We start from the raw sequence: 23,558 nt of genomic DNA on the forward strand, positions 1-23,558 counted from the left end.
GGATGAGGGAGTCGGTACGGTGCGAGGGTTCGGGGATCTGGAGGCGGTGATCATGGACCGCATCTGGGATCAGGACGCGGAGGACACCACGGTGCGCGAGATATTCGACGAGCTGTCGGCTCAGCGGGACATCGCCTACACCACGGTCATGTCGACCATGGACAACCTCCACCGGAAGGGCTGGCTGGCACGCGACCGCGCGGGCAAGGCCTATCGATATTGGCCGACACTCACCAGAGAGGAGCACAGCGCCCGGCTCATGCTCGAGGCCCTCGGCTCCGGCGGGCGTTCGGACCTGGTGCTCAGTCATTTCGTCGATCGGATCAGCGCCGAGGAGTCGGCCGGGCTGCGCGCCGCGCTGCGCAGGCTGGCGGCGCGCAAGACGCCAGAAGCGCCGTGAGCCTGGTCATCTGCTGATGCTGTACGGCAGCGTCGTGGCGAGTCCCGGTTGCGCGGTCGGACTCGTCGCGGCATCGCACCACGCTTGGGTCTGATCGACTGGCCGACTAGAGGGAGTCGATCCAGCGTTGCAGACGGCGGCCCTCGGTGGCCATCAGCTCTGGCTCGCGGAACGTGTTGGTCAGCACCGAGATCCCCTGGTATGCCGCGACCAGCGCGACGGCCAACTCGCGCGCATCGCGCTGATGTCCCATCTCATGGAACTGCCGTTCGGCCCAGCCGACCAGGCTGCGCATGTGTTCGGCCAGCTTCTGGTCCAGGCCGTCGGCGCGCTTGTCCAGTTCTGAGGCCAACGTGCCGGTGGGGCACCCGTAACGCGCGGCGAGGTCGCGCTGATCGACCCAACCGCGGACGAGCGCCGCTAGCCGCCGGCGTGGGGTGGGTAGCGCGTCGAGCTGGGCGAGCAGTGCGCACAGCGCGTCGCCATGCGCGCCGATGGCGGCCTCGACCAGCTCGTCCTTGGTCTTGAAGTAGTAGTAGATGTTTCCGACGGGTACGTCGGCGGCGCGCGCGATGTCGGCGAGCGTCGTCTTCTCGACCCCCTGCTCATGCAGGACGGTGGCCGCGGCGGCGGTGAGACGTTCCCGCTTGCCCAGCTCTCGCGCAGTTGAGTGAGTCACCTGACTAAGTCTAGACAAGTCCGCGGGTCTCGGCTAACGTCGGCGTCTAAGTCAGTCAACTAACTAACTCTGGGGAGTAGCAGTGATCGTGGTACTGCGACCCCGTCCGCCGACTCTGACCGGGTAGCCATCGCTGCCCGCCGGTACCACCGACGCTACCGACACGCGCCGCCGAAGCCCGCCGGTCGGGTCGTCATCGAGATCGTGGTCGACCGCGTTCGCACCCTCAACCTCTGATAAGGACATCCATGCCTGACATCCGCGTACTCGAATCGACCATGCATCACCGCGAGACCGGCACCGGCGCGCCGATCGTGTTTCTGCACGGCAACCCGACCTCGTCGTACCTGTGGCGCAACATCCTGCCCGCCGTCGGCCCCGGCCGGTTGCTCGCCCCGGACCTGATCGGTATGGGGCACTCGGGTAAGCCACCGATCGACTACACGTTCGCCGACCACGCGCGATACCTGGACGCCTGGTTCGACGCGATGAGGTTGGACCGCGTGGTGCTGGTCGGCCACGATTGGGGCGGCGCGCTCGCGTTCGACTGGGGGGTCGAGGAACATCGCTGATAAATCCGGCGCTAAGCAGTTACCGCATATAGCCGCACACTATGTGCGGTAACCTCGGGGTCGCCCTGGCGCGATGTCCCTTTCGCGCGGGGTCTACTCGGGAAACTATCTGCGGTAGCGGTCGGAGGTCGGTCGATGGGTCGGGTTCGGATGCTTCCGACGCCGACGAGCGGTGTGCGATTGGCCGATGCGGTGCGGATCTACCTCGCCACGATCACCGTGCCCAACACCCGGGCGACCTACGCGGCGGCGCTGGACAGGCTGGTGGCGGATTTCGGCGCCGACACGAATGTGGCGCTGCTGGACCGGGAACCGGATCGGGTCGCCGGCTGGTTCACGTTCGTGTGGGGTGGCAAGGCCCCCAAGACGTTCAACATCCGGTTGACCGCGCTCGCGGCGGCGTGCGGGTATTGGCGAGAGCAGGAGTGGCTGGCCGGTGACCCGTTGGTGCGGTTGCGGGCGCGGCCCGCGCCGCCGGACACCAGCAAGGCGTTGAGCCGGGATCGGGTCACCGAGATCCTGGGGTCGGACACGCTGCTGCGGGAACGGGTGTTGTGGCACATGCTCTACGAATCCTCGGCGCGTGCCGAGGAGGTGCTGATGCTGGATGTGCCCGAGCTCGATACAGCGAATCGGTGTGCGGTGGTAACCCGCAAGGGCGGTGCGCGGGAGGTGATCGCGTGGCAGACCGGCACCGCACGGTTGTTGCCGCGGATGCTGGTCGGCCGCAAGTCCGGGCCGCTGTTCCTCACCGACCGCAGGGCCCGACCCTCGGTGGCGAAGAACGATGTCGACCCGGTGACGGGGCGAGCGCGCCTGTCGTACCGGCGCGCGGCCGAGCTGTTCGAGATCCACACCAGCCAGTACGACGGCGGCCCGTACACACTGCATCAGCTCCGTCACTCGCGGCTCACGCACGCCGCGGAGGACGGCGCGTCGACGCCGGTGCTGATGAAGCTGTCCGGGCATACCTCGGTGCGCAGCCTCGCGAAATACGCGAGGGTGTCCGACGATGCGCTGCGGCGCTATCAGGCAGACAGCGACCCGGCCGCACGGCGGCGGTCAGGCCGTTGATGGTGTCGCGCCGACTCGCCTTCTCGCGACATCGGTCAGTCCTCGTGCGTGCCGGGTTTCGCGCGGCGGGCGAGGCGGCTCAGGGTGCCGGCGCGGGTGAATTGCCCCTGCGGATGCACGTCACCGATTGGCGACCGCCCATGGACGAGTCGATTCTGGGGAATGACGCCGGGACTCAGACGTGCTCGGTGTTCGTTGCGTAGTAGTCGGCGACGGCGGTGAAGGATCGTTTTGGGTCCCAGGGCATGTCGGGGTAGCTGGTGCCGAGGCGGTGGCGGTCCCACCAGGGTGCGTCGGGGTGGTTCGGGCCGAGGCGGGTGCCGAAGCTTTTCACCAGGCTGTAGCTGGCCATGTCGAGGTCGTGGTGGGGGTCGTCGCTGTAGGGGTGCAGCGGATCGACGAAGGTCATGACGAAGGTGGCGTCGACTCCGGCGGCATCGAAGATCGACAGTGTCTCGGTGAGTTCGCGGGCTTGTTCGTCCTCGTCTCGGGTGTAGTCGCCGTCCAGCCGTGCCGGGGAGGCGTCGCGATCGGAGGTGTCGAGGATGGCGAACCCTCGGGCTCCGGCGTCGGCGGCGCCTTGATAGGTGCAGCAGCCGAACTCGGTGATGGCGACGGGCAGGTCGAAGGCGAACCAGCGGCGTAGCAGGTCGGCAAACCGATCCCGGATACGGGCGTCGCGGTAGAGATCGAGGCCGACGATGTCGAATCGGCTCCAGTCGACGGTTTCCAGCGGTATCGAGGCGTAGGTGAGCGGTCCGTCGAAGACACGGCGCGTTCGGGCGGTCGCGTCGGCGAGGAAGGCGTTGAGCGGCTCGTTGTGTTCACCGGTCTGGATGCGCTGCCAAAAGTCCGGACGCTCTAGCCGCTCGAACACCGAGCCGCCCTCGACGATGCCGGCCATGAACAGCGTGGCCTCCGAGCCGACACTGAGCACCACGCGGCCGGGTTGCTGCTGGTGAAGGTGTCGGGCAGCCTCGGCGGCGGTGACGATGTAGTCGACGGTCTGCTCGGGAGTGTGGTCCCACAGTTCCGGCGACAGCCATACCTCCAGGCCGCGGTCGAGCGCGGCCTGTCCTGCGACGAGCAGCCGGTCGATGTCCTGTCCGCAGATCCGCACCGCGTTGCAGTGCAGATCGTCGTGGATGATCTGCAACTCGCGGCGTGTCTCGTCCGGTGAGAATTCCGGGCGCCAGCTCTGGCCCCACATCACACGGCCAACGTCGTAGCAGACACCTCGGCGGTTCATCCGGTCTCTCCTTCATCGGGTTCGGATAGGCGTGCACGCACGGTGTCGGGGTCGACGTCGAGTGCGGCCAGAAGTTCGGCGGCCGGGTCGGGGCGCTGCGTCGTCAACAGCGCCACCAAGAAATGCGTTGCGTTTATGGGCCCGGTGCTCAACGGCCGGGCCTCGTCGATGGCGCGTTTGAATACCGCCCGTGCACCGGAGGTCAACGGCAGCCGCCGGCTCACCGGCACCGGGGGGTTGTTCTCGTCGAGTGTGTCGGCCCGGATACCGACGGCGGCCAGCGCCGCCACATCCAGCGCATCGGACGCGGCCCTCGCTTGCGGCAGCGACACCCCCAGCGCGTTCGCCGCCCGTGAGTTGTCGTGCAGGAGCCCCAACAGTAGGTGATCGGTGCCCACTCGCCGATCCCCGCGCCGCGCGGCTTCTTCGAACGCCGAGGTCAATATCAGTTTCACGACGCTGGGTCGCCTCGGCATCACCGCACCCGCTTTCCGTATTTGGCGTGAATCGACTGACGCGAAACCCCCAGGGCATCGCCGATCTGCTCCCACGACCAGCCGTGCTCCCGAGCCAGCCGGACACTGCGCGCCTCCACCTGCTCGGCGAGCCGATGCAGCGCGCCCACGGCCCGCAGACCGACAGCGGGATCCTCGACCCTGCTCGTGTCCGCTGCCGGCTCGCGCTCACCCATACCGTCAGTCTGAACTGACAGCACCCTGGGTGTCAACCTGGACTGACAGTGATGATGGAAGTGAGCATCTCCCACCGGAGCCTGACTCATGGACTGTTGTCGATCGTCTCGGCGAACTACGTCATCACCGAATGCGTCAGATCAATGAGGCTCGCCCCCAGATTCGATGAGACAAGACAGTGAGCACCGACAGCGGCTGCTCATTCGTCGTCGCGGGCGTCGGGATCGCGCAGCCGGCGGTGGGTGCCGCCGAGGTCGGGCAGGTGGAAGGCGTAGTGCCCGTCGATCCCGATGTGGCCGCGGATGAACGCCGACACCCGGGCGGCGTCCTCCTCACGCACCGGATAGTCTTGTGCGCGAAGCTGTTCCAGGGCACGATCCAGGTAGACGGTGTTCCACAGCACGAGACAGTTGAGCACCAGGCCGAGCGCGGAGAGCTGGTCTTCCATGCCCTCGTAGTAGGCGCGCACCATCTCACCTTTGCGGCCGTGGTAGATCCGCCGCGCGAGGTCGTGGCGTCCTTCGACGAGGTTGGCCTGGGCCTTGCCTTCGCGACGGTAGGGTTCGTCGTCGGCCAGCCGCAGAATGTGCAGGGTCTTGAAGATCCGCCCATAGTGGGCGATGGCCTCTCCCAGCGGGGTCGGTCGCCCGTCACGGGAGATCATGCGGGTCACGTCGTGGCCGCTGACCTCGCCGGAGTGGATGGACACCGCGACCCGGCGCATGTCCTCCCAATGCGTGGTGATCTTGTCGATGTCGATCCGGCCGCGCGCGGCCTGGTCCAGCGGCCCGTAGTCGGCGCGGGTGTCGAACCGCCACAGCCGCTGATCGGGCAGGTTCGCCAACTGCGGCCGGTACCGATATCCGGCCAGATGCAGGAGCCCGAAGACGATATCGCTGTACGATCCGGTGTCGGTGATGATCGAATCGGGCACTTGCCCGCCGCGCTGGCTCTGCAGCACGTCGACCAGGTGCAGCGAGTCGCGCGGCGTCCCGGACACGACCTTCGCCGCCAGGCCCGCGGCCTGATCGTTGAGCATGTTCAACCAGGTGATGCCTCGGCGGCGCCCGAAAAACCGTGGGCTCGGCCGGGCGTGGATCGCGCGGACCGGGGTGACGAACCGGATGCCGTCGACCGACGCCAGCAGCCCGCCGCCCCATGTCTGCGCCAACGGTACTTGCGCCTGGGCCTGGATCAGCGTGACGTTGGCGGCACTCATCGTCTCCGGCCGCACATAGTGCTGGTCGACGTGATGCAACCGGTCCCGGGTCAGCGCGGGCACGCCGGGGCTGGTCACTGGTTTGAAACCCACGTTCATGGCGTGCCCGCAGAGCACGGCCGCCACCGATAACCCGAGGTCGGCGACGCGGGCGTCGTTGCCGGAGGCGTGGACGAACGCCTCGGTGAACCCCGGCACCCACGACATCACTTCCAGCACCATCTCCGGCAGGTCGACTTCCGGCACCATCCGCTCGACCCGGCGCCGTAGATCCACCAGAGACGGCGGATCCGGGATGGCCTGCAGTGCGGTCAGGTGCAGTTTGCCGTCCTCGTCGACGCTTGCCGGGCCGTCGCCGTCCAGTCGTGCGGCGACCTGCCGGTAGGCGGCATCCACCGCGGCGGCATGGTCGGCCAGCAGCTCCGTGGGGTCCGATGGCAGGTTCAGCGCGTTCATGCCGGCCTCGCGGGTCCGCTCCCACGCCGGGCCCGACAGCAACTGGGCTCGCGGGTCGCGCCACCGCGACGAGTGCGGCGCGAAGATGTTGCGGTGCTTGAGATGTCGGTGGAACTGCTCCAGCACGCACAACGTGTAGGCGGCGCGATCCACCGTCTCCGGCGGGCGTCCCTCCCGATACACCAGGCGTTTCCATGCCCCGCCGATCAGGTCGTGGTCGACCCTGCGGGCATCGAGCCAGGTCGCGGGCAGCTTCGTCTTCGTGGTCATCAACTCGGCGAGGGTCTTCGCCGCCGCCAGCACCGCCGCGCCCTCGGCGGTCGCGCCGAACTCGACGACCCGCATCATCGCCGGCAGGAACGTGCGCACTGTTGCCAGCCTCCCGGCCAGCTGCTCGAGCCGCTGCCCGTTCAACTCCGCGTCGTCGACCGGGACCAGTTCGTCGATCGCGGCCACCGCTCTGCGCAGCTCGCCCTTGGTGACGGCGTTTTCGATGTGGTCCCAGATCATCTCCAAGCTCAGTTTCGGTTCCAGCTCCGTCATCTCCAGCAGCACCTTCACTGCGGCGGCGAGCCTGCCCGCGTGCCGGGACACGCGCGGGTAGCGGCGTAGCTTCTCGTCTTTGGATTCGCGTTCGGCCTTGGAATACAGGTCGGTGACCATCAGCAGGTCGAACAACTCGAGAACGTCGTCGGTGGCCCGCCCGATCAGCACCTTCACCGTCGCGACCAGCACCGCCAGCCGGTACTCCGGCGGCTCCAGTCGGCGCAGCTGGGGCGCCTTGCTCGACAGCCCGTAAGTCGCCAAACCGACCAGCCGACGTGGCGGCACCCCCGACACGTCCAGATCCACCCCGATCCCGAGCAGGCTCGACAAACGATCCACCGCCGCGACCATGCCCTTGGAGGTAGGCCGGAACACGCCCCTGCGCAGCCGCTCCAACTCGGTCACCCGCTGCTTGCGATCATCGGCCGGCGGGCTCAGCAGCGACCGCAGCGCCGCCTTCGACGAGCCCGACAACCGTCCCGTGAGCTGCAACCACAGTCGTTGATCAGCCGCCTTACGGCTCTCCCCGACCAGCCGTTCCAACGTCGTGATCCCCGGCAACAGGGCTTGGCGCTCCCGCAGCCAGGCCACCGCGCCGTCGAAGATCGCTTTCGGCCCGTCGCCGGTCATCCACGACTGATCCGCGATCCACGCCGCCAGCTCCGCCTCGACCTCGCCGAACGAGGCCAAGCCGTACTCCCGCTGAATCTCCCAGGCATGTTCGAGCCTGGTCTTCTCCCGATCCACGTAACTCTTCACACACAACGGATCGGCGATACCGAGCTGCTCGGCAACGTACTCGACCACCTCCGCCGGCACGGCCAGCGGATCGACCAGGAACATGCCCAAGTGACGGACCGTCACCATCTGAAGCGCGAATCCAAGGCGGTTGTAGTCACGGCGACGGGCCGCGATCAACCGCCGGTCCTCGTCGTCCAAATAGAAGAATCTCTCCAGCTCAACCCGTGAATACGACCCGAACCGGCCGTAACCCTCATCCGTCACCGCGACATGAAATCACCTGCTGGCCAACCCCGTTGGCCGAATCAGCTCGCTAGCGCCGGATCTCGCGAAACTGTTCCTCGACCCCCGACTGGGCGGCCCGCCATCCGGGCCGGGTACGCGGGGTCGCGTTCACCGAGACAATCGTCAAACCGATGAACTGGGACGAGTTTCCCGAGGCCGGTCGAGGCCTGTGGCGCGCCATCCGGACCGACGGCGTCGGCGAGTCGATGTTCCTGGACGACTCATTCGTCCAGGACGGGCTACGTGCGATCTCGGACCAACTCGACCCCGCTGACCTGAAGGTTTACCAGCGGCCGTACCCGACGCGGGAAAGTCGGCTTCCGCTGCTGCGCTGGGCACGTTCGATGCCGCTGGACGGGACACCGAGCGACGTCGTCGCGCGCGTCGAAGCATACGACGAATGGCTGGCGTCCAGCCAGGACGTACCGAAGCTCATGGTGACTTTCACGCCGGCGTACGGAACGATGACCGAACCCGCCGTCATCGACTGGTGCGCGAAAACTATCTCTGCCCTTCATATCCAGCGGTGCGATGAAATCGCCGGCCACCATACGCCCGAGGACCAGCCGGACGTGCTCGCCGCCGCCATCTCCGACTGGCTGGACCGCAACAGCCTCCGCTGACCCGGCACGCGATCCCGGTGAACGCCCGGGCGCAGCCTCGTGCGAATTACCGCCGTGATCCGATTACCCTCGTCCTCCGGACGAGCTGGGCGCCGGCGTCGTGAGGTGTCGGTGGAACATCCACCACGGCAGCAGGATTGGATTCAATCCATACCGGGCCTGTGCGAGCATGCCTTCAGCTGACAGGACCGATCGACGCTACTGTCCTCGCCACTGGACCCCATGAGCCTTCTCCTGACCGGCGGACCAGAGGCCGTGCGGTGTGGGCACGCGAGGCGGCGTTAGGCTGCGGCGGTGGCGGACGGGCGAGTGCGGCAGTTGATCGATACGGTGGCGTGGGTGCGGATCGAGGGCGGACGGATTCTGTGTGCCAGACCGCGCGGCAAGGACGTCTTCTATATTCCCGGCGGCAAACGCGAGGGCGACGAGACCGACCTCCAGACGCTGGTGCGCGAGATCGCCGAAGAGCTCACCGTCGTACTGCTGCCGGAGACCGTCGCGCACGTCGGCACCTACGAAGCCACAGACGGTCCTGCGGACGCCGCGCTGGTGCGGATGAGTTGCTACACCGCCGAATATCGCGGAACGCTGGCCGCGAGCAGCGAGATCGAGGAGGTCGCGTGGTTCCGCTACGCTGATCGCGTCCTCGTTCCGCCCGTCGACCAGTTGCTCTTCGACGATCTGGTGACCGCCGGCTTGCTGCGGTGAATCGCGGGCCGAACGGCGCTACCGTCGGCGGTATGTCGTGGCTTCGGACACTCATTCGGTATGCGGCGTATGCACTGTGGGCGTTGCCGCTGGCGATACGGCGAATTCCGACCCGATTGCGCGTGCCCCGGCGGATGCTGGGCGAATCTGTACTCCCGCGCAAATTCTCGGTAGCCCGATCGGTGCTGCACTCGCTGCTCAGTGGCGTCGTCGGCGTGCTGGCTTGGTTGCTGGTGTTTCTCGGGGTCGTCGCCGCGGTGCGAGGGATTTGTTATCCCCTGGTCGCAAACGACAATCTCGAAGATTCCTGGGGTGGGCCGACATTGGCGGGCGCATGGGTGGTGCATGCAGTCCTCGGCGTCGCCGTGCTGCCGGTCTGGCTACTGGCCCTGGCTGGGCTCGGCGTGTTCCAAGTACGCCTCATCTGCGGCCTGCTCGGTCGGAACGGGCCGCAGTGGCCCGCTCCGGCGGCGGTGGCGTTGGCCGCGGCCGCAGCGCTGCTGGTGCGCGCCTGGCTTCGACAAGCGTGAGAGTCGGCAGTACGGGTAGCCCCCCGGCCCATTTTCAGCAGGCAGGGCAGGATTCCCGCCGCGAGGGCGGTCGACTCGGCGTCGACCGCCCTCGCGGTGCGGTGACTAGGCCCGAAACAGGCAGCGTGCTCAGGTAGCGACCCGCGCCCGTTGCACACGTTGAATCAGATGTTCGACGAGGGTGAGCAGCACGGTCTTACAGGAGCCGCGGTCACGGGCGTCGCACAGCATCACCGGGGTGCCCGAGTCGATGTCCAGCGCGTCGCGGACTTCGTCGATCGTGTAGCGCGGTGCGCCGTCGAAACAGTTCACTCCGACCAGGAAGGGCAGGCCGCGCCGCTCGAAGAAGTCCACGGCGGCAAAGGAATTGCTCAGCCGGCGGGTATCGGCGAGCACCACGGCGCCGAGCGCGCCGCGCGCCAGCTCGTCCCACAGGAACCAGAACCGATCCTGGCCGGGCGTGCCGAACAAATAGAGCACCAGGTTGTGGTCGATGGTGAGCCTGCCGAAGTCCAGCGCGACCGTGGTCGTGGACTTCTGCTCGACGCCCGACAGGTCGTCGACGCCGGTGCTCACCTCGGTGATCAGCTCTTCGGTCCGCAGGGGTGCGCATTCGCTGATCGCCGAGACCATGGTGGTCTTGCCTACACCGAACCCACCGGCGACGAGGATCTTGACCGAAGTGGCCAACTGCGGCGTGCCGCTCAGGTCAAATTTTACGGATTCCATCCAGTACCGCTCGCAATATGTTGAGGTCATCGGGGCCGGCCTCCGTCGGAACGGGGGCACGGAAGATCAATTGCCCATCGCCGATCAGATCACCGACGAGGATCTTGGTCACCGCAAGCGGCAACCGCAAGTGGGCGGATACTTCGGCTACGGTCTGTGAAGTCCGGCACAGCCGTAGAATATCCGCGTACTCCGGCTCGAACCGCTGCGGGGTGGGCGCGGTGCGGTTGACGATCAGGGACGTGAGCATATCCAGTTCGGGCCCGGCGACCGTCGTGCGTCCGCGCGTGAGCGCATAGGGACGAACCAGGGGACCTGCCGCGTCTTCGAACCACGGTTGGCGCGGATTGGTCATGACAGATTGGGTTCGCCGTGCCCCACGAGACGTTGACGCGGGGTGGTGGACAGGAAGTTGCCGACGCGCTGGACGGTCAGGTTCATCTCGTAGGCGACCATGCCGAGATTCGCCGACTCGGCGGCCTGCAATGCGAGGCAAGCATTGGCGCCCGCGGCAGTGACGAACAGTACCGCTTGGTCGAGTTCGATGACCGCTTGCCGGACGCCGCCGCCGTCGAACCGGCTGCCCGCGCTGCGCGCCAGCCCGTAGAGCGCCGAGGACATCGCGCCGAAATGCTCAGCGTCCTCGCGGCTCATGGCGCTGGAGCGGCCGAGTAGTAGACCATCGGTGGACAGCAGCACGGCGTGGTGCACGCCCGTCAGCCGCGCGACGAGATCGTCGAGCAGCCAACTGAGATCACCTGCGGGAGAAACAGACACCCCTAACCTTCCTGTTTTTCCGACATAATGGCACAGCAGCCCTGCCATGTCCCGCTTTCGGTGGCGACATCAGATCGCGGGCGCGGCTCTGGGTTCGTGGCGAGCGATGTGCGGCGTAGATTGGTATCCCGGAGTTACCCCTGAGTAGGAGGCGACCATGCCCGCGCCGGAAGCCGACGTATTCGAACGCCTGGGCGCGCTTGCCGCGATCGAGGCGCCCACCGAACGCCGGCACACGACGATCGTCGAGACGTTCACCGGAAAACCGCTCGGCAGCGTGCCGATTGGTACCACGTCCGACGTCACGGCCGCATTCGACAAAGCCCGTGTGGCGCAGGCCGACTGGGCGGCGCGGCCGGTGGCCGAACGCGCCGCGGTGCTGGACCGTTATCGGACGCTGGTAGTGCAGCACCGCGACTTCCTGATGGACGTGTTACAGGCCGAGACGGGGAAAGCGCGCTGGGCGGCCCAGGAAGAAATCATGGGCATGATGTTCGCGGTCCGTTACTTCGCCAGGGTCGCGCCGCGCTTACTGAGCACCCACCGGGTTCCGGGCGCCTTCCCGGTGCTCAATCGTGCGTCGGTTCGCTTCCAGCCCAAGGGCGTGGTCGGTGTCATCGCGCCGTGGAATTATCCGCTGCTGCTCTCTATCGGCGATGCCGTCCCGGCGCTCCTCGCGGGCAACGCCGTGGTGGTCAAGCCCGACAGCCAGACCCCGTTCTCCACGCTGGCCGGGGCCGAATTGCTGTATCGAGCGGGTTTGCCGCGTGAGCTGCTCGCGGTCGTCCCGGGCCCGGGTGCCGTGGTGGGCACCGCGATTGTCGACGCGTGCGACTACCTGATGTTCACCGGGTCCTCGCAGACCGGCCGCCACCTGGCCGAGCAGTGTGGCCGGCGGCTCATCGGTTTCTCCGCCGAGCTCGGCGGCAAGAATCCGATGATCGTCGCACAGGGTGCGGATCTGGACAAGGCCGCCAGGGCGGCCGTGCGCGCGTGCTTCTCCAACGCCGGGCAGCTCTGCATTTCCATCGAGCGGCTCTACGTCGAGCGGGAGGTGGCCGCGGCGTTCACCGAAAAATTCGTCGCCGCGGTGGCCGCCGCGAAACTTGGCGCGGCCTACGATTATTCGGCCGATATCGGCAGCCTCATTTCCGAAGCGCAGGTGGAGACGGTGTCCAAGCACGTCGCGGACGCGACCGCCAAAGGCGCGAAGGTACTGGTCGGTGGCAACGCCCGCCCGGACTTGGGGCCGCTGTTCTTCGAGCCCACGGTGCTGACCGAGGTGACCGACGAAATGGCGTGCGGCCGCAACGAAACCTTCGGGCCGCTGGTGTCGATCTACCCGGTCGACAGTGTCGAGGAGGCCGTGCGGTTGGCCAATGACACCGACTACGGCCTCAATGCCTCGGTCTGGGCAGCGAGCAAGTCCGAAGGCGAACGCATCGCGGCGCGATTGCACGCAGGCACCGTGTGCGTCGACGAGGGCTACGCTCCGGCCTGGGGCACCACCGCGGCCCCGATGGGTGGCATGGGTATCTCCGGCGTCGGCCGCCGCCATGGCCCCGACGGACTGCTGAAGTTCACCGAACCGCAGTCCATCGTGGTCACCCGATTGCTCAATCTCGATGCGCCGAAGCTGTTCCCGAAACGCTGGTGGCAGCCGTTCCTGATGACGGTCGCCCGCAGCTTGCGCTTCCTGCCCGGACGTTGACGCGACCGTCCGAGTGGTCGCGCACAGCTCGGCGGACGCCCACCGGTCGACTCGAGCCTGCGCCGTGCTGCGCGCCGGCCGTCGCTATGGACCTCGGCGGCAGGCGCGGCGGCCTAGGCTGCTGCCCATGGCGACTGGTTTGCGGCGGGCGCGACTCGCCGATGTGCACGAGTTGGCCGCCGGCATGCCACACGCGACCCGCATCGAGGGACCACGTGGCAACGCCATCTATCAGGTCGGGGGCAAGTCGTTCGTATTCTTCCGGACGCCGCGTCCAGATGCCGTGGACCCGGTGACCGGTGAGCGGTATACCGACGTGATCGTGTTCTGGGTGCCGTCGGAGTCGGACAAGCAGGCGCTGATCCAGGACCCGGAATCGCCGTTCTTCACCACCCCGCACTTCGACGGACATCCCTCGGTGCTGGTGCGTGCCGGCCGCCTCGGCGAGCTGAGCCGTCAGGAACTCGGCGAGGTGATCGAGGACGCCTGGCTGGCCCGCGCCTCGCGCAAGCGGGCGGCGGACTGGCTCGCCGCCCATCCACCGCGCTGACCGGCGCCGTCACTTGCGCAGGAAAATGCCCGCGACGTCGGCGTTCTTGACCGGGGTGTCGGCGTTGGCCTGAGCGCCGCAGAGCAGCTCGACCGACACCATCGTGGCGTCCACCACGGTGCCCGCCGGCTCGTGGTCATTCTGGCTCTGTTGCTCGAGGAACTTGGTGATCGTCGTGCGCTTGGTGTCCTGGTCCTGCTTGATGTACTCGCTGCACGGAGTGTCGCCGCCACGATTGAGAGCGCGCTCGATATCGGTGCAGCCCGCGAGCGCCATGGCGACCACCGCAATCCCCAGGCCGGTTCGTCCGGTCCGTGACAGCGTGGTGTTCATGGGCTCCTCCTGAACTTTTCGTGCACGGCGACATCCGCCGCGATCGCTGTCCACCCTAAGGCTCGGCTGTGCCCATTACGCGCGGAAGACGCACAGCGGGATGTTCATCTCCGCCGGCGTGAGCGAACCATGGTGGCCGAGCAGCCGCGACTGCAACGGCTCGATTCCGCTGCGGATGACACCCCGCCGTCCGCGGGCGACCACGACGAGATCGCCGATGCGCTCGGCGGTCGTGGCGGTGACTCGCGGGCCGAACCAGCGGCAGGCTACCGCCTCGTCCCTGGTGAGCACCTCGAAATCGGGGCCGAGGGTGTCCTGCCAGGTCGCCGCTACGTCGGCGGTCGCGCCCGCCACGGTGTAGACGTGCCGGGCGCGGGGCTCGCCGCCCAGTTCCCGGACGCCCACGCGCAATATGTCGGTGGTGTCGAAATCGACGCGCCCGTCCAGTTCCACCATGCCGTGATCGGCGGTGACGAGCAGCGCCGCGCCCGGCGGCAGGTGTTCGGCCAGAGTGGCGGCGAGCCGGTCGGCGTGGGCGAGTTCCAATTCCCACGACCGGGACGAGGGCCCGCGCACGTGCCCGGTGAGATCGAGCTCGCCGTGGTAGGTATAGACGAGCGAGCGTGACCCGATACGCACGGCCTCGGCCACGTTGGCGACCAGATCGCCGAAGGATATCTGCGGGCGGAATTCGCAGCCACGCAGCACCGCCCTGGTCAGTCCCGACCCCGCCTGATCGCGCGGCGACACCTGGGCGACCGCGATCCCAGCGGCCGTGGCGCGTTCGAAAACCGTTGGGAGTGGTTGAAACTTCTCCGGCAGCAGCTCGGCCCGCAGATCGGCCTTGCCCGGATCGCCGTGCAGCCGCCAGGCCAGCGGATTGAGCAGACGGTCGTAGCCGGGGATGTTGAGCAGATAGCCGACGATCCCGTGCTCGCCGGGCGGGGCGCCGACCCCGAGCGAGCCCAGGCTGGTGGCCGTCGTGGTCGGGAACCCGGCGGTCAGGCAGACCGGCGCGAGGCCGGACAAAAATGGCGCGGCAGCGGGGTTGGCGGCCAGCGCGTCGTAGCCGAGCCCGTCGATCAGCAGCACGCAGACCCGGTCGGCGCCGAGCGCGAGACCGAGACGGTCGTCGACGCCCTGGACGCCGAGTCCGGCCAGGACCGAGGGGAACAGATCGGCCAGAGAACCCGTACCGTAACGGGGCGCGACGAACACGAAAGTCAGGATGTCAACGTTGCGGGCCGGATGGCAAGGGTATTCAGGCCTGTCCGGTTTCGAAGCGGCTGACTTTGCCGTCGCGCAGGACGAACCGCCAATTGGTGCGCATCGAGCCCCACCGTGAATTGGTGTAGTCCGCAACCAGTTCGGTGCCGTCGTCGCCGATCGACTCGACCCGCATGCGGGCGTTGCTGTCGAAGATCTCGGCTTCGGTCCACTTCGCCAGGTTGCGTTCCACGCCATCGTCGGACATGGTCGCGTCGTCGGTGAGCACCGCGTAGAACCGGTCCTGATCGTTGGCGTTGAGCGCGTCGACGAACTCCTGCACCGTCGGATCCAGCTGGGCGGTCATCCGTGTCGTCCTCTCGGATCGATGGGGGAAGAATCGATCAGCAAACTTCTGGCATCTACTGTAGGTCAGCGGTGGTGCCCGGCTCGATCAATGCGGCGAAGGCTACGTCACGACGTCCACGAGATCTGGCGGTCGGTGCCGAACCACCCCGCGCGTTTCGCCGATCGTCCGGCCCGTCACAGCGAGCCCGGGCCGTGGCTCATTCCCCAGGACATCAGCGCCGGCGATCGGCCCTGGCGGCGGGTAGTGCGCCCGTCAGCACACATACGGCGAACACGGCGTCGCCCGCTGCCATTATGGCGCGGTGTTCGCCGGGCTGGGAGCGCCCCGGGCAGAACATCAACCGGGAATAGGGCAGTGGCTCGTGGGCGAACCGCACGTAGGCGTGGTGAGGGCGGCCATACGCGTCGTCCCGCTGTCAGGCGTTCGCTCGGACGCCGGGTTGTGGGCGTGAACGCCGCCGAGCGGCGGACTGCCGGATCGGCCCGCCGGTGCTGCGACATCCGTCCCGGCCGCCGCCAATGGGCCGCGGCTCGAAGTCGACATGTCCGAGGGCACGCTGAATGCCGTGCTGAACCGTCGCATGCGGGGGGGGCTGGAGTGAACGCGCGTTCCCGGGTTCGCTAGACAAGACGGGTGACTGCGCAGCGCCCCTTCCGGTTCGGTGTCAACATGGTCGTCCCCGAGTCCCGGTCGAAATGGATCGAAAAGTGCCGTAAGGCAGAGGAACTCGGCTTCGACGTGGTCGGCGTCGCTGATCATCTCGGCATGCCCGCGCCGTTCCCCGCGCTGATCCTGGCCGCCGAAGCGACCGAGCGGGTCCGGCTGAACACGTTCGTACTCAACACCCCGTTCTACAACCCGGTGCTGCTGGCTCGGGACGTGGCCGGCGCCGATCAGTTCACCGACGGGCGAGTCGAACTCGGCCTCGGTGCCGGGTACGTGCGGGCCGAGTTCGAAACCGCGGGTATTCCGTTCGAGAGTGGCCGCAAACGCGTCGAGCACCTGGAGAACACGGTGCTCACGCTGCGCGGCTTGTTCGCCGATCCGCAGTACCAGCCGGCGCCTGCGCAGCCGTCGGGTCCACCCGTGCTCATCGGTGGCTGGGGCGATCGATTGCTGGGGGTGGCAGCGCGACACGCCGACATCATCGCCTTCACCGGCGCGGCAGCCGCACGCAATGGAGCACCGCTGCAGATGGCCGGACTCGTCGAAACCGAGGAGCGCGTCGCCTACGTGCGGGAGCTGCTCGGCCCGCGGCTGGACCTGGTCGAGTTCAACATCCTTGTGCAGCGGGTGGTTCCGCCCGCCGAACGCACGAGTGTGCTCGAGGTCTTCGGGCCCGCGTTGCCGCCGGACGTCGCCGACTCCCCGGAGGAACTCCCCACCCTGCTCATAGGCACCTCCGACGAGATGGCAGACCGGCTGCGCGATCGTCGGGAGCGCTTCGGGATCAGCTATATCACGGTCCTCGAAGACAGCATGGAGAAGCTTGCTCCGGTCATCGCGCTGCTGCGCTGATCCGCGTCGTTATCGGGCGGGTCAGGGCAACGCGTCGATGATGACGCGCGGGTCGATCTGACGCAGCCGCTTCGGGCGTCCGGTCAGGCAGGGCCAGTCCCGGGAGACCGCCTCGCGGGTCGCGTGACACGCCGCACCCAGCGCTTGCGCGCTGCGTGCCGTATCGAGCCGGCGTGCGGGCGCTCGATCGAACGTCGGGATCACGGTGTGCGGTAGACCGACCAGTACGCCGAGGATGTCGAGCCGGTCGGCAGCAATATGGCTCTGCGCCGCGTCGAGGACGGTGCTCGGCACGACGATGGTGTTGCCCGCGTCGACCGTCGCCCAGACAACCGCCTGGGCGTAGGTGGCCCGATAGACGAACGCGACGACCGCGGCGGCGTCCAGGACGACGCCACCCAGCGCCGGGGCGGTCACGCCGCGCCGGCAGCCAGTCCGCAAGCATCCCCGGACAGTGGCGGTCGACCACGTGCGGCACGGCCGATCAGCCCGAAAGAGCCTCGCGCGCCGAAGATCCGATCCTTCGCGCCGTGCGGCCGAGCGACACCGTCGCCGGGCATCGTGACGGTGACCTTCCGCGTTCTACGCTCCCGAGGCGACGCCATGCCACGACTTTATCGCGTCGCCGGGCCCGCTGGGACGGCCGATCGCTCCGGTTTACGCCAGAGCAAGGTGTAACGCCACATGAGCCTGCGCCGGATGCGGGCCCCAGGCAGGAATTGCACTGCGGCCGAACGGATGTCGGCGTAGCCTTCCTCCGGGTCACGCATCCGCACGTGCGGCTCGCCCATCCCGTGCAGGGCGTTCATCGCGCAGATGACGGGAAGCAGCGGGAAGTAGTGAAAGTCGTTGCGGGGAGCCATATTCCACAAGCCGACGACGACAAGGGTGCCGCCTGGCGCGACCAGGCGCCGAAGCGCGGACATGCCCTTGTGCAGCGGGACGTGATGGAGCGTCGCCACGATGCCAGGCACGTTGCGCGCGGAGCCGGACGGGCTGGCGCAGTGTTCCGAGGCTGCGTCAGCAGGCCGGGACCGCGCCGAATTCCGCGGCGAGCCAGCCGGGAAATTCGGTGAGGTCGGCCAGTACCACGTCGGCGCCCGCCGCGCGCAGTTCGTCCGCCGTGCATGGACCCGTGCTGATGCCGACCGCGAGGATGTCCGCGGCTCGTGCACCGCGCATGTCGCCGATATGGTCGCCCACGAATAGATCCGCCCTCTGCTCGCGCAGCGCTGCCGCCTTGTCCGCCGACCAGAGATCGCCGACCAGATGGTCGATGCGCCAACCGAGTTCGTCGATGTGCATCCGTGCCAGCGGAGCGTGCTTGCCCGTGACCACGAGCACCCGCCCGCGGCGCGCCTCGATGGCCGCCAGTGCGGCCTGCGCGCCCGGCATGGGCGGTATGGTCGGCACCAGCGCTGGATAGAGTGCGCGGTACCGGGTGATCAGATCAGGGACCAAACTTTCGGGAGCGCCCGCTTCGACCAGCAGTGTGGCCAGGGGCGGCCCGAGCCGATCGGCGAACGCGGAGCCGCTCAGGGGCAGGTCGAACTCGGCGGCGAGCGTGTCGATGGCACGTACTACGCCGGGCCGCGAATCGATCAGCGTCATATCGAGGTCGAAGCCCACAGTCCAGGTCACGACTCGACCCTACTGCGTTCGTTTTCGCCGCGGCGGTGCGCCATGTGATTCCTGTGAAATGCGCACTGCCGTCGGCATCGGCTTGAATGCAGCTGTGGGGCAGGCGGTTTCGCGTTGCCGTCGGTCAGCTGCTGGACGACGCCGCGAAGGGAGTGGCTGCGGCGACGCGGGCGCCTCGGTTCGGGTGCTGCCACAGTCCCTTGTGCTCCAGGATCGGCAGCACGCCTTCACCGAACCAGTACGCCTCTTCCAGATGCGGATAGCCGGACAGGATGAAGTGCCCGATGCCCAACCGCGCGTATTCGGCCAGCCGCTCGGCGACCTCGGCGTGCGAGCCGACCAGCGCGGTGCCCGCCCCGCCGCGGACCAGGCCGACACCCGCCCAGAGATTGGGCGCGATCTCCAACCGCTCGGTGCTGCCGCCGTGCAACTGCGACATCCGCCGCTGGCCCTCGGAATCGCTGCGGGCCAGACTGGCCTGCACCCGCTCGATATCCGCCGGATCGATACCGGCCAGCAGACGGTCGGCCTCGGCCCAGGCCTGCTCGGAGGTGTCTCTGCTGATCACATGAATGCGCAGGCCGTAGTCGAGTGCGCGTCCGTGATCGGCGGCCAGGCGGCGGATCCACTCCAGTTTCCTGCTGACCGCGAGCAGCGGTTCGCCCCAGGTCAGGTAGGTGTCGGCGTAGCGAGCCGCGACCGGCCCGGCTGGTTCGGAGGATCCGCCGAAGAAGACCGGCGGAACCGGATCGGGACGGTGGTTCAGCAATGCCTCGTGCACCCGGATGTGTTCGCCCTCGAAGGTCACCGGCTCGGTGGAGTTCCACAGTTCCCGCACCACGTGCAGGAATTCCGCGGTGCGCGCGTAGCGCTGGGTCTTGTCCAGGAAGTCGCCGTAGGCCCGCTGCTCATGCGGCTCGCCTCCGGTTACCACGTTCAGCAGCAGCCGGCCCTGGGAGTGCCGCTGGAAGGTGGCCGACATCTGCGCGGCGAGCGTGGGGCTGAGCAGCCCGGGACGGAACGCCACCAGGAACTTCAGCGTCGCGGTGGTCTCCACCATCATCGCGGTGGTCAGCCAGGCGTCCTCACACCAGGCGCCGGTAGGGGTGAGCACGGCCTCGAACCCGTTGTGCTCGGCCGCGGCGCCGATCTGGTTCAGATAGCGAAGGCCGGCCGGACGGTCGCCGGACATGAAGGTGCCGTGCCCGCCCGCGATCAGTCCGCGGGAGTCGCCGTAGGTGGGGAGGAACCAGTGGAACGACAGGCTCATGGCAGACCGACTTCCTTCCGGAGTCCGCGACGAAGCCACCGGGGTGACCGCCGCGCGGGCGAAGCCACCCGAGCCGATGACGTGACACCCGGGTAGCTGGGGACAGGGCAGGCGGCGCACCCGGTGGGCGCGCCGCAGTGATCCATCGTGGGCGGCCGGTCGCCGGACGTCACCGTTTGAAACCAGACCGGTTTTATTTCGGGTATCTCGGCAACCGCGCTACCTGGCTGCCCGCCTGGACACGCCCGCGGACTCAGCCGGGCGGTGGCGCGGAACTTGTCATGGCGCACCGGAATACTCGTCGCCGACCGATCTCGGCGACGAAACGGAGGAGCGCATGGCGCGCGAACTCGACGACCTGCCCTACATGCGGTATCTCACCGCGCCGGAGGGCGATCTCGAGACCGAAGGCGATTACGACTGCGTCCGGGTAGACGGCGGCGAATTGGACGGCGGCGGCCTGGACGACGTCGACGTGCGGCACGCCCGATTCAGCGAATCCGTGTTCACCTCGGTCGCGTTCACGCGGGGAAGCTTGCGCTACACCCGCTTCAGCGACGTGTGGTTGCGTCACGTCCGCTGGGTCGGCACTGAGCTCGCCGACACGGTCTGGCTGGACGCCGAGGTGGTATCGGGCGCGATGTCCGGTGTGGATATGGCCGGCGCGACCTTGCGGCGGGTTCGGTTCGAAGGCTGCAAATTCGACTCGGTCAATTTCCGGGCGGTCCAGTTGCGTGAGGTGTCCTTCATCGACTGTGTATTGCGTGACTGCGATTTCGCCGCGGGAGCCCTGACCGAAGTCACGGTGCCCGGCTCGACACTGGCCCGGCTGTCGCTGCGCAATGCGCGGTTGACGAAGGTGGACCTGCGCGGCGCGACGGTCCTGGACATCAGCGACGGGCTCGACAGCCTACGCGGCGCGACGATCACCTCGCTGCAGTTGATAGACCTCGCGCCGGCTTTCGCGCGTTCGGTCGGCATCACCGTGCGGGACTGATTCGCCCGGCAGCGTATCGAATTCCGCGCCGTCGAAAAGCGCTCTGCGAAATCCTCGAGCGACCCCTGTCCCCATTTCGGCGATCTGTCGATGCGGGGCACACCTGATTGATACATTGCGCCGATACCGCGCAGTACCGCTTCATCGAGGACGCGAGCCATGATCGATCGGGATTCCCTTCGCAGCGCCGCCGGCGTGCGCACTCTCGTGCGGATCGCCGGAGACCGGGGGATGACGCCCGCCGAGTGCCTGGTCGCAACGGAAGTGCCGCCCGCGGCGCTGCTCGATCCCGCCGCCGAGATCAGCGTGCACGATGAATTGCGCGTGGTGCAGACAGTGCTGGGCCGTTTCGGCGACGAACCGGGGCTCGGTCTCGTGGCGGCTCGTCAGTACTTCCGCTCGAGTGGACCCTCGAGTGGACCGTGGAGCATCGCGCTGCTCGGTAGCCGGACGCTGCGCGAGCTGCTCGAGGTGGCGCAGCGCAGTGCCGCTCGCACCATGCCACTCGGGCGGCTGACCTTCGAGGAAGCCGACGGTGAAGCGCGGCTGCTGTTCCACGACGTCGAGATTCCGCCGGGCATGCGGGCGTTCTTCGCCGAAATGACGCTGGCGGGTCTGCCCGCTTTCGATCGCGAACTGTACGCCGTCGGGGTCCCCGTCCGGCGGGTGAGTTTCCGGCACACGTCACCCGGCGACGTCGAGCGCTATCGCGATATTTTCGGTGTTGTACCGGTTTTCGGCGCGGCGGTGAGCGGGGTGGTCTTCGACCGCGGCCTGCTGGATCAGCCGCTGCCACCAGCAAACGACGCCGCGCGGGATAGCTGCGGTCAACTGTGTCGCGCTCTGTTGGACCAGCGCCTTACCCGCACCGGCGTCGCCGCGTCGGTGCGCGATCAGTTGGTGCGCAATCCCGGTGAGATCCCCGATCAGGTGACAGTCGCGCTCGGCCTGTACATGAGTTCGCGCACGCTGTCGCGGCGCCTGCACGAAGAAGGAACGTCGTTTCGGGCCCTGCTCGACGAAGTGCGGCAGACGATGTCCGAGGTGTTGCTCACGCATACCGATATGACCACCGAACAGGTCGCTGCCCGGCTCGGCTACGCCGAAGCCGCCTCGTTCATCAGGGCCTTTCGTCGCTGGCAGGGCTGCCCGCCACAGACTTTCCGCTCCCGCGACCTTCGGCCCAATCGCTCGCCCGAGTTGGTCTGAGCGACGCGGGCTCGCGGCGCGGTGTGCCCCTTACCCGATGCTGACGGGCCAAATTGGCCGCCGTGACGGGCAGATCGTCGGCTATCCGCGATCTCGGCAGGGCCGGTCGATCCAGGACTGGCACCTGGCACCTGGCATGCTCCCGTACTATCGCGATCGGACTCGGCCCGGCGGGGAGACGAAGGAGGACGGTGTGGACGTTCGCACCAGCAAGGCCCCACTGTGGTTACGTTCGTGCCGACGGCTGGCGGACACCACCGGGAAACCGGTGTCGCCGGTCGGACCGGAGGCTTTCCGATGAGCGACGACGGCGGCGTCCTACGCTGTGCGGGGTGTGCGGCCGTCGGTCTGGACAGCCGCCGTTGTTCGTCCTGCGACCGCGACCTCGGCTACCACTATGTCGCGCTGCCCGCGCACGGCCCGGGCCGGTGCCCGCAGTGCGGCGGAACTCGATGCGACAGCGATGGACGATGCGCGCAGTGCGGACGGTCCCGGCAGGTGCCGGATCGATTCGCAGCTGACCTCGGTGCGGTCGCGGTGCTCACCGATCGCGGCATCGTCCACACGCGCAACGAGGACGCCGTTGCCGCAGGAGTCCTCGACGAGGCGATTACCGGGGCGTCGACGACCGTCGTGATCGCGGTCAGCGACGGTGTCTCGACCTCCGCGCGGCCGCAGGTGGCCTCGGGAACCGCGGTACGCGCCGGTGTCGGCGCCACCGCCGCCGCGCTCGCCGCCGGGCAGCCTGCGACCGACGCCATCATGGCGGGTCTCGCCGCCGCGGCGGACGCCGTGCGTGCCATCGATGTCCCGGATGGACCGGCTCCCTCTTGCACCTACGTGTCCGCCATCGTGACGCACACCGGCGCCGATACCACGATCACCGTCGCCAATGTCGGTGACAGCCGGGCGTATTGGTTGGCAGCGACGGACAACGAGCCATCGCGGCGGTTGAGCACCGACGATTCCTGGGCCCAAGCCCTGGTCGATGCCGGTGCACTGGACGAACAAGCGGCGATGGCCGACCGCCGGGCGCACACCTTGATCCGCTGGCTTGGTGCCGACGGCCCGCCGAAACCCTGGGCGGACAATTGCGTGCAGACGATGCGGGCCACAGGTCCCGGCATGCTGCTGCTGTGCTCGGACGGGTTGTGGAACTATCTGCCGGCCCCGTCAGCCCTGACCGAACACGTGGCCGGGTTCGCCCCCGCTGCGGCGGCGAACGCGCTCGCCGAGTTCGCCCTGCGTAGCGGCGGCGGTGACAACATCACCGTGGCGCTGGCTCCGGTGCCCTGGCCCGGCCACCCAGATGATGCCCGGTGAACTGCGAAAACGGCAGATCTGCGCGTCCTCTGACCGGAGCGACGTCATGGTGCCGAGATATCCGGTCTCGATAGGCCGAAACGCCCGAAATCCGTTCGGCACACCCGCACTCGGCGGCGAGTTGCCGATCAGCGGCGGCGGCCACCTCGG

26 protein-coding genes and 1 pseudogene are annotated in these 23,558 nt (G+C 67.9%); 12 read left to right on the forward strand and 15 right to left on the reverse strand.

What is annotated here, in order from left to right; all coding sequences use genetic code 11:
- Window positions 1-52 precede the first annotated feature (52 nt).
- On the forward strand, window positions 53-400 hold the full coding sequence (locus ACT86A_RS22710) for a BlaI/MecI/CopY family transcriptional regulator (RefSeq protein WP_445094290.1): 348 nt from the start codon (window positions 53-55) through the stop codon (window positions 398-400).
- Between the two features lie 106 nt (window positions 401-506).
- Here ACT86A_RS22710 and ACT86A_RS22715 read toward each other — a convergent pair whose 3' ends face one another.
- Window positions 507-1,079 carry a TetR/AcrR family transcriptional regulator gene (locus ACT86A_RS22715; protein WP_445094215.1) on the reverse strand — a complete coding sequence of 191 codons (573 nt, stop codon included), beginning with the start codon at window positions 1,077-1,079 and terminating at the stop codon, window positions 507-509.
- A gap of 248 nt (window positions 1,080-1,327) precedes the next feature.
- On the opposite strand from ACT86A_RS22715, the pseudogene ACT86A_RS22720 reads away from it, so the two are divergent.
- A pseudogene (locus tag ACT86A_RS22720) lies at window positions 1,328-1,630 on the forward strand (alpha/beta fold hydrolase); the annotation flags it as partial.
- A 195-nt stretch (window positions 1,631-1,825) separates the two neighbouring features.
- Complete coding sequence (locus tag ACT86A_RS22725) at window positions 1,826-2,725, forward strand: tyrosine-type recombinase/integrase (protein ID WP_445094216.1); 900 nt, start codon at window positions 1,826-1,828, stop codon at window positions 2,723-2,725.
- Between the two features lie 175 nt (window positions 2,726-2,900).
- On the opposite strand, the gene ACT86A_RS22730 is transcribed toward ACT86A_RS22725, so the two are convergent.
- The 4 genes from ACT86A_RS22730 to ACT86A_RS22745 form a co-directional block, all read right to left on the reverse strand.
- On the reverse strand, window positions 2,901-3,974 hold the full coding sequence (locus ACT86A_RS22730) for a glycoside hydrolase family 113 protein (protein WP_445094217.1): 1,074 nt from the start codon (window positions 3,972-3,974) through the stop codon (window positions 2,901-2,903).
- The gene (locus ACT86A_RS22735) at window positions 3,971-4,429 is read right to left on the reverse strand and encodes a Clp protease N-terminal domain-containing protein (RefSeq protein ID WP_445094218.1); all 459 of its coding nucleotides are present in this window, start codon (window positions 4,427-4,429) and stop codon (window positions 3,971-3,973) included. Before ACT86A_RS22735 ends, ACT86A_RS22730 begins: the two co-directional genes overlap by 4 nt.
- 20 nt (window positions 4,430-4,449) lie before the next feature.
- Window positions 4,450-4,665: a helix-turn-helix domain-containing protein gene (locus ACT86A_RS22740; protein WP_445094219.1), complete on the reverse strand. Its 216-nt coding sequence runs from the start codon at window positions 4,663-4,665 to the stop codon at window positions 4,450-4,452.
- A 200-nt stretch (window positions 4,666-4,865) separates the two neighbouring features.
- Window positions 4,866-7,892, reverse strand: coding sequence for a Tn3 family transposase (locus ACT86A_RS22745; protein ID WP_445094220.1), 3,027 nt, complete (start codon window positions 7,890-7,892; stop codon window positions 4,866-4,868).
- Between the two features lie 152 nt (window positions 7,893-8,044).
- Between ACT86A_RS22745 and ACT86A_RS22750 the strand changes: the two genes are divergently transcribed.
- From ACT86A_RS22750 to ACT86A_RS22760, 3 genes are all read left to right on the forward strand, one after another.
- Window positions 8,045-8,536 carry a hypothetical protein gene (locus tag ACT86A_RS22750; protein ID WP_445094221.1) on the forward strand — a complete coding sequence of 164 codons (492 nt, stop codon included), beginning with the start codon at window positions 8,045-8,047 and terminating at the stop codon, window positions 8,534-8,536.
- 294 nt (window positions 8,537-8,830) lie between these two features.
- Window positions 8,831-9,244 (forward strand): NUDIX hydrolase, encoded by a 414-nt coding sequence (locus ACT86A_RS22755; protein ID WP_445094222.1) that lies wholly within the window; start codon window positions 8,831-8,833, stop codon window positions 9,242-9,244.
- 32 nt (window positions 9,245-9,276) lie between these two features.
- Entirely contained in the window at window positions 9,277-9,774 is a 498-nt protein-coding gene (locus ACT86A_RS22760) for a hypothetical protein (protein WP_445094223.1), read from the forward strand.
- Window positions 9,775-9,903: 129 nt separating this feature from the next.
- Here the strand turns inward: ACT86A_RS22760 and ACT86A_RS22765 are convergent, their stop codons facing one another.
- From ACT86A_RS22765 to ACT86A_RS22775, 3 genes are read right to left on the reverse strand one after another with little or no spacing between them, the layout of a single operon-like run.
- Window positions 9,904-10,503: a GTP-binding protein gene (locus ACT86A_RS22765; RefSeq protein ID WP_445094224.1), complete on the reverse strand. Its 600-nt coding sequence runs from the start codon at window positions 10,501-10,503 to the stop codon at window positions 9,904-9,906.
- Window positions 10,484-10,858: a DUF742 domain-containing protein gene (locus ACT86A_RS22770; RefSeq protein WP_445094225.1), complete on the reverse strand. Its 375-nt coding sequence runs from the start codon at window positions 10,856-10,858 to the stop codon at window positions 10,484-10,486. The genes ACT86A_RS22765 and ACT86A_RS22770 overlap by 20 nt, the downstream gene beginning before the upstream one ends.
- A complete protein-coding gene (locus ACT86A_RS22775) occupies window positions 10,855-11,280 on the reverse strand; it encodes a roadblock/LC7 domain-containing protein (protein WP_445094226.1) in 426 nt (141 codons plus the stop codon). The genes ACT86A_RS22770 and ACT86A_RS22775 overlap by 4 nt, the downstream gene beginning before the upstream one ends.
- A 157-nt stretch (window positions 11,281-11,437) precedes the next feature.
- Between ACT86A_RS22775 and ACT86A_RS22780 the strand changes: the two genes are divergently transcribed.
- Window positions 11,438-12,991: a succinic semialdehyde dehydrogenase gene (locus ACT86A_RS22780; protein ID WP_445094227.1), complete on the forward strand. Its 1,554-nt coding sequence runs from the start codon at window positions 11,438-11,440 to the stop codon at window positions 12,989-12,991.
- A 127-nt stretch (window positions 12,992-13,118) separates the two neighbouring features.
- Window positions 13,119-13,541, forward strand: a complete 423-nt coding sequence (locus tag ACT86A_RS22785; RefSeq protein WP_445094228.1) for an MmcQ/YjbR family DNA-binding protein — start codon at window positions 13,119-13,121, stop codon at window positions 13,539-13,541.
- Window positions 13,542-13,550: 9 nt separating this feature from the next.
- Here ACT86A_RS22785 and ACT86A_RS22790 read toward each other — a convergent pair whose 3' ends face one another.
- The 3 genes from ACT86A_RS22790 to ACT86A_RS22800 form a co-directional block, all read right to left on the reverse strand.
- A complete protein-coding gene (locus ACT86A_RS22790) occupies window positions 13,551-13,874 on the reverse strand; it encodes a hypothetical protein (RefSeq protein ID WP_445094229.1) in 324 nt (107 codons plus the stop codon).
- 75 nt (window positions 13,875-13,949) lie between these two features.
- A complete protein-coding gene (locus ACT86A_RS22795; protein ID WP_445094230.1) occupies window positions 13,950-15,092 on the reverse strand; it encodes an alkaline phosphatase family protein in 1,143 nt (380 codons plus the stop codon).
- A 43-nt stretch (window positions 15,093-15,135) separates the two neighbouring features.
- Window positions 15,136-15,447 carry a nuclear transport factor 2 family protein gene (locus ACT86A_RS22800; protein WP_445094231.1) on the reverse strand — a complete coding sequence of 104 codons (312 nt, stop codon included), beginning with the start codon at window positions 15,445-15,447 and terminating at the stop codon, window positions 15,136-15,138.
- Window positions 15,448-16,083: 636 nt separating this feature from the next.
- Here ACT86A_RS22800 and ACT86A_RS22805 point away from each other — a divergent pair.
- Window positions 16,084-16,968, forward strand: a complete 885-nt coding sequence (locus ACT86A_RS22805) for an LLM class F420-dependent oxidoreductase (RefSeq protein WP_445094232.1) — start codon at window positions 16,084-16,086, stop codon at window positions 16,966-16,968.
- A 21-nt stretch (window positions 16,969-16,989) separates the two neighbouring features.
- Here ACT86A_RS22805 and ACT86A_RS22810 read toward each other — a convergent pair whose 3' ends face one another.
- From ACT86A_RS22810 to ACT86A_RS22825, 4 genes are all read right to left on the reverse strand, one after another.
- Window positions 16,990-17,385: a hypothetical protein gene (locus ACT86A_RS22810; protein ID WP_445094233.1), complete on the reverse strand. Its 396-nt coding sequence runs from the start codon at window positions 17,383-17,385 to the stop codon at window positions 16,990-16,992.
- 197 nt (window positions 17,386-17,582) lie between these two features.
- Window positions 17,583-17,930: a hypothetical protein gene (locus ACT86A_RS22815; RefSeq protein WP_445094234.1), complete on the reverse strand. Its 348-nt coding sequence runs from the start codon at window positions 17,928-17,930 to the stop codon at window positions 17,583-17,585.
- 58 nt (window positions 17,931-17,988) lie between these two features.
- Window positions 17,989-18,609 (reverse strand): HAD family hydrolase, encoded by a 621-nt coding sequence (locus ACT86A_RS22820; protein WP_445094235.1) that lies wholly within the window; start codon window positions 18,607-18,609, stop codon window positions 17,989-17,991.
- Between the two features lie 124 nt (window positions 18,610-18,733).
- Entirely contained in the window at window positions 18,734-19,879 is a 1,146-nt protein-coding gene (locus ACT86A_RS22825; RefSeq protein ID WP_445094236.1) for an LLM class flavin-dependent oxidoreductase, read from the reverse strand.
- 337 nt (window positions 19,880-20,216) lie between these two features.
- Here ACT86A_RS22825 and ACT86A_RS22830 point away from each other — a divergent pair, with 337 nt between their 5' ends.
- The 3 genes from ACT86A_RS22830 to ACT86A_RS22840 all read left to right on the forward strand — a co-directional run bounded on the left by ACT86A_RS22830 (window position 20,217) and on the right by ACT86A_RS22840 (window position 23,408).
- Window positions 20,217-20,876, forward strand: a complete 660-nt coding sequence (locus ACT86A_RS22830) for a pentapeptide repeat-containing protein (RefSeq protein ID WP_445094237.1) — start codon at window positions 20,217-20,219, stop codon at window positions 20,874-20,876.
- A gap of 159 nt (window positions 20,877-21,035) precedes the next feature.
- On the forward strand, window positions 21,036-22,085 hold the full coding sequence (locus ACT86A_RS22835) for an AraC family transcriptional regulator (RefSeq protein WP_445094238.1): 1,050 nt from the start codon (window positions 21,036-21,038) through the stop codon (window positions 22,083-22,085).
- A 498-nt stretch (window positions 22,086-22,583) separates the two neighbouring features.
- Entirely contained in the window at window positions 22,584-23,408 is an 825-nt protein-coding gene (locus tag ACT86A_RS22840) for a PP2C family protein-serine/threonine phosphatase (protein ID WP_445094239.1), read from the forward strand.
- The last annotated feature ends 150 nt before the right edge of the window (window positions 23,409-23,558 follow it).

Source organism: Nocardia glycosmidis (genome assembly GCF_052545115.1).